Here is an 804-nt window from a genome sequence, read left to right on the forward strand (position 1 = left end):
GGCACCGTGCTGCCGGAAAAGGACGACCACAACACCCCAGGTGCGCGCGACATCGCCGACCGCCTGATGGCCAGCCTGGGCTCCATGCTGCTGTACTGGTACCACTACAGCCATAATGGCCGGCGCATCGAAGTCGAGACCGACGACGACACCATCGGCGCGCACTTCCTGCACCTGCTGCACGGCCAGAAGCCGTCCGCGCTGTGGGAGCGCGCCATGCAGACCTCGCTCAACCTGTACGCCGAGCACGAGTTCAACGCCTCCACCTTCGCCGGCCGCGTGATCGCCGGCACGGGCTCGGACATGTACTCGTCGATCTGCGGCGCCATCGGCGCGCTGCGCGGCCCCAAGCACGGCGGCGCCAACGAAGTGGCGTTCGAGATCCAGAAGCGCTACGACAGCCCGGACGAGGCGCATATCGACATCTCGCGCCGCGTGGAGAACAAGGAAGTGGTGATCGGTTTCGGCCACCCGGTGTACACCACCGGCGACCCGCGCAACCAGGTGATCAAGGAAGTGGCGCGGCGCCTGTCCAAGGATGCCGGCTCGATGAAGATGTTCGACATCGCCGAGCGCCTGGAAACCACCATGTGGGACGCCAAGAAGATGTTCCCCAACCTGGACTGGTTCAGCGCGGTGAGCTATCACATGATGGGCGTGCCCACCGCCATGTTCACCCCGCTGTTCGTGATCGCGCGCACCTCGGGCTGGGCTGCGCATATCATCGAGCAACGCATCGACAACAAGATCATCCGCCCCAGCGCCAACTACACGGGCCCGGAAAACCTGAAGTTCGTGCCGATC

Annotated in this window: 1 protein-coding gene; it reads left to right on the forward strand. The window is 64.8% G+C overall.

Annotation, left to right across the window (positions count from 1 at the left end; genetic code table 11):
* Positions 1-804, forward strand: an 804-nt coding sequence (locus AC1RWI_RS38040; RefSeq protein ID WP_492870887.1) for a citrate/2-methylcitrate synthase, incomplete at both ends; no start/stop codon positions are given.

It is taken from the genome of Cupriavidus sp. MPR-AND1C (assembly GCF_058809705.1).